This window comes from Chromobacterium fluminis (assembly GCF_011602385.1).
In the GTDB taxonomy this organism is placed as follows: Bacteria; Pseudomonadota; Gammaproteobacteria; order Burkholderiales; family Chromobacteriaceae; genus Chromobacterium; species Chromobacterium fluminis.
Genome location: NZ_JAAOMA010000033.1, coordinates 51217 through 59316, shown reverse-complemented (window position 1 = coordinate 59316; position 8100 = coordinate 51217). Strand labels below are relative to the sequence as shown.

The 8100-nt window shown below is 63.5% G+C and carries 6 protein-coding genes; 1 reads left to right on the top strand and 5 read right to left on the bottom strand.

From position 1 onward, the window contains the following. Positions 1-165 precede the first annotated feature (165 nt). Both HA052_RS19445 and dnaE read right to left on the bottom strand, forming a co-directional pair. Positions 166-609 (bottom strand): GNAT family N-acetyltransferase, encoded by a 444-nt coding sequence (locus HA052_RS19445; protein ID WP_166453179.1) that lies wholly within the window; start codon positions 607-609, stop codon positions 166-168. 121 nt (positions 610-730) lie between these two features. Beyond that, positions 731-4180: a DNA polymerase III subunit alpha gene (dnaE, locus tag HA052_RS19440; protein ID WP_166453178.1), complete on the bottom strand. Its 3450-nt coding sequence runs from the start codon at positions 4178-4180 to the stop codon at positions 731-733. A 110-nt stretch (positions 4181-4290) separates the two neighbouring features. On the opposite strand from dnaE, the gene HA052_RS19435 reads away from it, so the two are divergent. Continuing rightward, positions 4291-4899 (top strand): flavin reductase family protein, encoded by a 609-nt coding sequence (locus tag HA052_RS19435; protein WP_166453177.1) that lies wholly within the window; start codon positions 4291-4293, stop codon positions 4897-4899. On the opposite strand, the gene HA052_RS19430 is transcribed toward HA052_RS19435, so the two are convergent. The 3 genes from HA052_RS19430 to HA052_RS19420 form a co-directional block, all read right to left on the bottom strand. Then, positions 4874-5797: a VirK/YbjX family protein gene (locus HA052_RS19430; protein WP_166453176.1), complete on the bottom strand. Its 924-nt coding sequence runs from the start codon at positions 5795-5797 to the stop codon at positions 4874-4876. The two genes, HA052_RS19435 and HA052_RS19430, sit on opposite strands and share 26 nt — an antisense overlap. Before the next feature lie 120 nt (positions 5798-5917). After that, positions 5918-7621, bottom strand: a complete 1704-nt coding sequence (locus tag HA052_RS19425; protein ID WP_166453175.1) for an ArnT family glycosyltransferase — start codon at positions 7619-7621, stop codon at positions 5918-5920. 185 nt (positions 7622-7806) lie between these two features. Then, on the bottom strand, positions 7807-8061 hold the full coding sequence (locus HA052_RS19420) for a PhaM family polyhydroxyalkanoate granule multifunctional regulatory protein (protein WP_081548519.1): 255 nt from the start codon (positions 8059-8061) through the stop codon (positions 7807-7809). Between the last annotated feature and the right edge of the window lie 39 nt (positions 8062-8100).

Below are 8100 nucleotides of genomic sequence, written 5' to 3'. Positions count from 1 at the left end.
TGAAACGCCTTAGCGCCGATGATAGTGTGGCATTCGCCATGTGAAAGTAGGACACCGCCAGACGCCCCATTGCGAAGCCCAGCTCATACGAGCTGGGCTTTATGCATTTGCGCCGCCGGCGCCACAGAAAAGCCTCCCCATGGGAGGCTTTGGCGCGTTTGGGCGCTAGAAATCCGCGCGCATGAGCAGGCGCGGATCGTTGTCGCCGAAGTAATGAGGCTGATGTTCGACGACGACAAAGCCAAGCTGCTGGTACAGCCTGACCGCGGAGTTGTCGGGGTGCACTGTCAGCTTCGCGTAGCTGGCCTGACGAGTCCGCAGCGCTTGCAGCAGGGCCTGCAGCAGTTGCTTGCCGACGCCCTGTCCGCGGCAATGCTCATGGACCGCCAGCGACATGATCCAGAATTCGCCTTGCCCGCTGCCCGGCGCGCCGATGATGTAGCCGCCCAGTTCTCCATCTTGAGCGCCTGGCGCGACGAAGAATAGATCCGGCCACAGGTCATGAGCCTGGCGGAAGAAAAAGTCCGGGTAGACGTGATGACCGAATACCGCTTGTTCGATCTGGAAGACCGGGGCGATGTCTTGGAGTTGCGCCGGGCGTGCCGTCATCTGAAAACATCCTTTTGCGTAGTGCGTTTGAGCGGGCAAGCCTACTGTAATGTCCGGCGCTTGCAAAGGCGCGGGCAAGAAAAAAGCCGCGCTGGGCGCGGCTTGCAGCGAGCGCGGCGGCTCACCACATCACTTTGACCTTGTCGTTGCCCAGCCAGTCCTGTAGCGCCAGCAAGAGGCCGTCATCCAAGCGGACGCCCCAGGGCGGCGGCAGCATCAGATCGCCGCTGGCCGCGCCGTTGTTGTAATGGATGCGCACCGGGCAGCCGGCGTCCTCGCTGCGGAACGGATGTAGCTGGGACTTGAGCTTGCTGACGTCCACCTTGCCGGCCAGCTTCAGCGACAGGCTGCGTGCGTAACGGCTGCGCGCCTCGCCCAATTCATAGACTTTATCGGCGATAATGCGCAGGCCGCCGGAGAAGTTGTCCTCGCTGACCTTGCCTTCTATCACCAGCACCACATCGTCTTTCAGCCGGCTGCGGTTGGCTTCGAAGCTTTCCGCGAACAGGCTGACCTCCAGCTTGGCGCTGCCGTCATCCAACTGGACGAAGGCCATTTTCCCGCGATTACCCACTTTGACGCGGATGCCGGTGACGAATCCGGCCAGCAGCTGCGGTTCCTTGCGCGGGCTGAGCCGGGACAGCGGGGTTTTGATGAAGCCGCGAATTTCCTTGGCGTAGGCGGCGAAAGGATGGCCAGACAGGTAGAAGCCGATGGCCAGCTTTTCTTCTGCCAGTTTGACGGCGTCGCTCCACGGCTTGATCTCCACCATTTCCACGCTGGGGGCGACGTCGTCGCCGAACATGTCGAACAGGCCGCCCTGGTTGGCGTTGGCGTGTTCTTGCTCGGCGGCGTTCATCGCCAGACCGACATTGCCGAACAGCTTGGCCCGGTTGGGTTCGATGCTGTCGAAGGCGCCGGCGCGGATCAGCGCCTCGATCACGCGCTTGTTGACGATTTTTTTGTCGGTGCGGCGGCAGAAGTCGAACAGGTCCTTGAACGGGCCGGATTCCGCGCGCACCGCGACGATGTGGTCGACGGCGGCTTCGCCGGTGCCCTTGATCGCGCCCAAGGCGTAGCGGATGTGCTTGCGGTCCACCGGCACGAAGCGGTAGTAGCTCTGGTTGACGTCCGGCGGCAGGAAGATCAGGCCGTTTTTGCCGTCCACGCTGTCGTCGTAGAAGACTTTGAGCTGGTCGGTGTTGTCCAATTCAGAGGACATGGTGGCCGCCATGAAGGCCGCGGTGTGGTGGGCCTTGAGCCAGGCGGTCTGGTAGGACACCACGGCGTAGGCGGCGGTGTGCGACTTGTTGAAGCCGTACTCGGCGAACTTGGCCATCAGGTCGAACAGCATCTCGGCCAGCTTGGGGTCGTAGCCCTTGGTGGCCGCGCCTTGGGCGATCTTGCCGCGGTGTTCGGCCATTTCCTCGGGCTTCTTCTTGCCCATCGCCCGGCGCAGCATGTCGGCGCCGCCCAGGGTGTAGCCGCCGATGATCTGCGAGATCTGCATCACCTGTTCCTGATACACGATCACGCCGTAAGTGGGGTCCAGGCAGGCTTGCAGGTCCGGGTGGTAGTAGTCGACCTCCTGCTTGCCGGCCTTGCGCAGGATGAAGTCGTCCACCATGCCGGAGCCAAGCGGGCCCGGACGATACAGGGCCAGCACAGCGATGATGTCTTCGAAACGGTCTGGCTTCAGTTTTTCCAGCAGCCGTTTCATGCCGTCCGATTCAAGCTGGAATACGGCGGTGGTGTTGGCCTGCTGCAGCACTTTGTAGGCGGCGGCGTCGGTGAACTCGAGCAGATTGAGATCGGTGTCGAAGCTGGGATCCAGGTTTTTGATGTAGTTGACCGCCAGTTCGATAATGGTCAGGTTGCGCAGGCCCAGGAAGTCAAACTTCACCAGGCCGACTTTTTCCACATCGTCCTTGTCTAGCATCGATACCGGCACCGCGCCGTCGGCGCTGGCTTGGTACATCGGGCAGAAGTCGGTGATCTTGCCCGGCGCGATCAAGACGCCGCCGGCGTGCATGCCGATGTTGCGGGTCAGGCCTTCCAGCTTTTTGGCCAGCACCCACAGCTCGCGCAGCTCTTCCTCGTTCTCCAGTCGTTCGCGCAGCACCGGCTCCATTTCCACCGCGTCGTCCAGCGAGTACTGCTTGCCGGGCGCGGCCGGAATCAGCTTGGATACGCCGTCGCAGAACATATAGGGCAGGTCCAGCACCCGGCCAACGTCGCGCACCACCGCCTTGGCGGCCATGGTGCCGAAGGTAGCGATTTGCGATACCGCCTCGGCGCCGTATTTCTGGCGCACGTATTCGATCACGCGGTAACGGTTGTCCTGGCAGAAGTCGATGTCGAAGTCGGGCATCGATACCCGCTCGGGGTTGAGGAAGCGTTCGAACAGCAGCGCGTAGGCCAGCGGATCGATATCGGTGATGCCTATGCTGTAGGCCACGAGCGAGCCGGCGCCGGAGCCGCGGCCCGGTCCCACCGGGCAGCCGTTGTTTTTGGCCCAGTTGATGAAGTCCGCCACGATCAGGAAGTAGCCGGGGAAGCCCATCTGGACGATGGTGTCGCACTCGATCTTCAAACGCTCATCGTAGCGCGCTCGTTCTTGGAGGCGCACTTCCGGGTCGGGGTAGAGCTTGGCCAGCCGTTCTTCCAGTCCTTCCTGGGACAGATGCACCAGGTAGTCGTCCAACGTCATGCCGTCCGGGGTGGGGAATTGCGGCAGATAGTTTTTGCCCAGTTGCACGCTGATATTGCAGCGGCGGGCAATTTCCACCGAGTTTTCCAGCGCCTCGGGAATGTCGGCGAAGCGCTCCAGCATTTGTTCCGTGGACAGGAAGTACTGGTTTTCCTCGAAGCTGCGCGGCCGGCGTTTGTCGCCCAGGGTGAAGCCCTCGGCGATGCAGACGCGGGCCTCGTGGGCCTTGAAATCGTCCGGGTCCATGAACTGGATAGGGTGGGTGGCCACTACAGGCAGGCCGATCTCGCCGGCCAGCCACAGCGAGGCTTGCAATGCGTTTTCCACCTGCGGGTTGTCCAGACGTTGCAGTTCCAGGTAGAAATTGTCCGGGAAGCAGCGTTCCCAATATTCGGCGCGGCGGCGCGCTTCGTCGCGCTGCCCCATCAGCAAGGCCTGGCCAACGTCGCCCAGGTGAGCGCCGGATAGGCAGATCAGGCCGCTGTTGTCGCCGTTTTCCAGCCAGGCGCGCTTGAGTTCGGCGCGGCCGCGGTACTGGTTGTGGGTATAAGCGTCGGCCAGCAGTTCGCACAAGCGTCCGTAGCCCTGGCGGTTCTTTACCGTCAGCATCAGGCGATAAGGTTTGTCGCGGTCTTCCTCGTTTTCCAGCCAGACATCGCAGGACACGATGGGCTTGACGCCTTTGTCCCGGCAGCCCTTGTAGAACTTGACCATGCCGAAGAGGTTCATCAGATCGGACATGCCCACCGCAGGCATATTGTCCTTGATGGCGCGCTTGATGGCGTCATCCAGGCGCACGATGCCGTCGGTGATGGAGAACTCCGAGTGGAGGCGCAGATGAATAAAACGAGGTGAGTTCATCGCGCCATTTTACCTGCCGAGCGGTTGCGACACCATCGCCGGGCGCATTTGACGCGCTGGTATTTTGCTGCTTTGCAGCATTAGAATGATGGCATCAGGGAGGAGTCAATATGGACTGCGACATCAAGACGCTGCCGCCCGAGGCGGTGTATCCCTTGCTGGTGGGCGGCGTGCTGCCCCGGCCCATCGCCTGGGTCAGCACCCAGGACTTGCGGGGCGTGGCCAACTTGGCGCCGTTTTCCTTTTTCACCGTGGCCAGCGTGAAGCCGCCGGTGTTGGCGCTGAGCATTCTGACGCCTGCCGACGGCGGGGAGAAGGATACCTTGACCAATATTCGCGCCACCGGCGAGTTTGTGGTCAACGTGGTGCCGGAGCGCTTGGCGGAAGAGATGAACCTCAGCTGCGGCCCTTATGCGCCGGAAGTGGATGAGTTCGATCTGGCCGGCGTGGCCAAGGCGCGCAGCCGGCAGGTAAGGGCGCCGGGCGTGGAGCTGGCGCCGCTGCGCTTCGAGTGCGTGTTGAGCCAGTGCCTGACCTTGGGCGACGGCGCGGGCGCCGGCAACCTGGTGTTGGGCGAGGTGCGCCACGTGTATGTGGCGGATGAGGCGTGGCGGGACGGCTGCGTGTCGGGCGAGGCCCTGGCCTTGGTGGGCAAGCTGGGCGGCGACGAGTTCAGCCGCGCGGAACCCGCCTTCAGTTTACGGCGACCGGGAGCGTGACGGCGCGGCGGCTTTGGCTGATCAGTTCGTCCAGCAGCGCGTAGCGCCGCTGATATTCCGCGCGCTTCTTGCTGGCGATCTCGCTCAGGGGCTTGCGCGGCAATTGCAGCGGCAGGCTGAAGAAGCGTTTGCAAGCGGTGGGCTGGGCGTCGAAGGTATCCCAGAAGCTGTCGTAATCGGCGAAGAGCTGGCGACGATAGCGCCAGGAGCTGTAGATATGCTGCCATTTGCTGACGGCCAGCACCTGGCTAGCGCCTATTTCCTGGGCCAGCGCGACCAAGGCCTCAACCGCCAAACGCTTGGGAAACAGACCGTGGCTTTGTTTGGTCAGCTGGTGCACGGCTTCCGCGCCATGGGGTTTGCGCGGGCCTTGCAGGCCGCCGATGATGATGGCGGCTTCACCTTGATGGCGGGTGATGGTGAAGGTCAGCGTGGCGATGGCGATCCCTTCCTCCGAGCAGATCTGCAAGGACAGTTCGCCTTCTTTGTCGAAGCTGTGGCGGTGCGTCAGCACCGCCGTGATCGCGGCCTCGTTTTTGCCGAGCAATTCGGCCAGCGTCAAGCCGGCATCGGAGAGGAGGCTGCGGTAGGCGGCGGGAGACACCCGCTCGGTCAGCGTCTGATAGTGTTCGCGCAAGGCCGCCAGCTTGCCGCTTGGGCCAAGAGAACGGTACAGGTAGGGGCGATGCAGCTTGCAGGCCAGCCTAGGATTGGCTTGCAGGTGGCGGCGCAGCGCGGGTTGACCCCAGCTGTCCAGCCAGCGCAGTGTCCAGGGCAAGGTCAGCAATCCGCGCAGCGCGAACTTACAGCGGTTCTTCCCTTCGTCGAATCCATCCTCGCGGGAGAAGCGCCCGCTGGCCAGGGACCAGAACAAATCCACCGCGTTCAGCGCCGACATACCATAACCTCAAGAAAAAAAGGGTTAAGGCTACGTTATCCCGGCGCTGTGATTGTTAAGGAATATTGGGCAAACTGTGACGAATTGTGACAATTTGATCGCAAATTAAATACGTTGTAATTATTTTGCCGCACCCAATAACTGGCCCAGCGGTTGTTCCAACCGATAAAGGCGGAAGCGTTCTTTCGAGTCGCCCGGACGCTGGAAGCTCTCTAGCGGCGCCAGGCCGGTCAAGTAGGGCGGCAACTGGTCATGCAGGGACTGGACCAGCAGCCAGCGGCAGTTTTTGGCTTGCGGCGTGCTTTCCAGCCGCTGAGTGCGGTAGTTGGCGTAGTAGTCCAGCAAGGCTCGTTGGGGCTCGCCGAGGCCGACGCTGGCGACGCATTCGCCCTGCCGGCCGATGTCGGCGAGGATGGGGCGCAGCGGAGCGAAGGTTTCGCGATAGCGCATGCCGTGATCCAGCGCGGGTAGCCACAAAGTGGCTAGGCCGCCCCACAACAGCATGATGGTCAGGCTCCAGCGCCAGGCGAAGCCGGGAGCCGTGTTTGACGGGAAACGTCGCCATAAGCAGACCACGCCGCCGGCAATCAGGCTGAAGGCCAGCCAGGTCCACGGGTGCCATTGCGGATGCCAGTCGGTGAATTTGCGGTGCAGCAGGTGGCGGGCGAATTGCGCGGGCTCGCCGGTGGAGAGTACCCAGGCGATAGCTAGCACGACGGCGCTCAGCGTCAGGCAGAGCAGAAGGCTGAAGCCGGACAGCGCGCGCCAGCCGCGGTGGGCTTCGCCGGCGCGCAAGCCTGTGATGGCCAGCAGCGCCAGCGGCAGCAGGAGGGGCATCGCATACAGTTCGCGGGCGTCGCCCGCCAGCGACAAGACCGCCAGCGTCACCAGCCAGAGCAGGGCCGGCGCGGCGGGCCAGGCGCGGGTCCATTGCCAGCGGCCGTGCCACAACCCCCACAAGGCCAGCGGCAACACCGGGATGCCGTACCAGGGCAGGGTGCGGCCGTAGAACAGACGCGGCGCCTTGGGACCCAGGTGGGCGCTGCCGTCGAAGCGGCCGAAGTTGTTCACTTTGAACCAGAGCTGGAATAGGGCGGGATCGCGCAAGTACAGGCTTAGGCCCCACAGCGCGGTCAGCGGCAAGCCTATCAGCGCGGCGAGCAACAGGCCGCCGGCGTAACGGCGGCTGCGGTAATCGGGATGCAGCGGCAGCAGCAAGGCGGTCAGGCCCAGGCAGCCGGGGCCCAGCAGGCCCTTGCTCAGGAAGGCGACGCCGCCGCCCAGGCCCAGCAGCGCGCCGCCGAGCCAGGCGCGCCGGCGCAGCAGCACCAGCCCGGCCAGACCCCAGGCGACGCCGGCCAGCAGAGCGGTGTCGGTGATCATTTGATGGGCGCGCATCGGCAGGCCCAGGCAGCCCAGCAGCAGCAAGGCGCCCCAGGCCGCGGCGCGCCGGCCGTACAAGGCGCCGGCGGAGACGGCGGTGCCGGCCAGGGCCAGCGCCATCCAGCCGCCGGCGGCCAGCCGCGCGGCGTCCGGCGCGCTGAGCCAGCCGCTGAACAATTGCATGGTGAAGGCGGCGCTGATGAAGAACAGCGGCGGCTTTTCCATGAAGGGCTCGCCGGCCAGCGTCGGCACGACCCAGTCGCCGGTCTGAGCGATATGGCGGATCAGGCCAAAGGTATAGGCTTCGTCCGGCTTCCAGGGCTCATGACCCACCAGGCCGGGCAGCAGCCAGGCGACGGCGATGAGCAAGAACAGCCAGGCGGGGATGGACGGCAGGCCGGAATCTGCGGGCTGCGCGGCGTAAGGAGTGGAAAAACGCATGGAGTCCGCGGAAAAGTTGTCGTTAATTGTTATGGGAAAGGGGGAGGACGCGCCGTCCCGTTCATCAGGCTAATGCTTAGCGGCCACGGGCTTCTGCCAGGAAGGTCCGCGGCCGGATGGTAGAGTGTAGCGTTGTTTGCGCTTCAAGCAAACTTGAGCTCGGCCGCTTGGGGACGAGGGCGGCCTCAATTGGGCGGCGGGTCTTTCGGCCGCATCGAGTGCAGCGCGGACTTCTGCATTTCCAGGGCTTTGATCTGCATGCTCAACATGCCCATATTCATGGTCAGCCAGCTTTCCACCACGCGCAACTCAGCCAGTTTGCGGTCTATTTCTTCCTCGCTCATTGGCGGGAGAAAGGGCTGCATGCCCGGCGGGGTGGCGGTTTGCCAGAACTGGCGGAATAGGGCGAAGGGATCGTTGGGGTTGAATTCGTTGCTCATGGGCTGCTCCCTCGGCGAAGAAAAAACGGGCAAGCTGCG

Excerpts from the sequence above, each read along its gene's own strand:
- HA052_RS19445 (WP_166453179.1), bottom strand. The coding sequence starts at position 609 with ATGACGGCACGCCCGGCGCAACTCCAAGACATCGCCCCGGTCTTCCAG.
- dnaE (WP_166453178.1), bottom strand. The coding sequence starts at position 4,180 with ATGAACTCACCTCGTTTTATTCATCTGCGCCTCCACTCGGAGTTCTCC.
- HA052_RS19435 (WP_166453177.1), top strand. The coding sequence starts at position 4,291 with ATGGACTGCGACATCAAGACGCTGCCGCCCGAGGCGGTGTATCCCTTG.
- HA052_RS19430 (WP_166453176.1), bottom strand. The coding sequence starts at position 5,797 with ATGTCGGCGCTGAACGCGGTGGATTTGTTCTGGTCCCTGGCCAGCGGG.
- HA052_RS19425 (WP_166453175.1), bottom strand. The coding sequence starts at position 7,621 with ATGCGTTTTTCCACTCCTTACGCCGCGCAGCCCGCAGATTCCGGCCTG.
- HA052_RS19420 (WP_081548519.1), bottom strand. The coding sequence starts at position 8,061 with ATGAGCAACGAATTCAACCCCAACGATCCCTTCGCCCTATTCCGCCAG.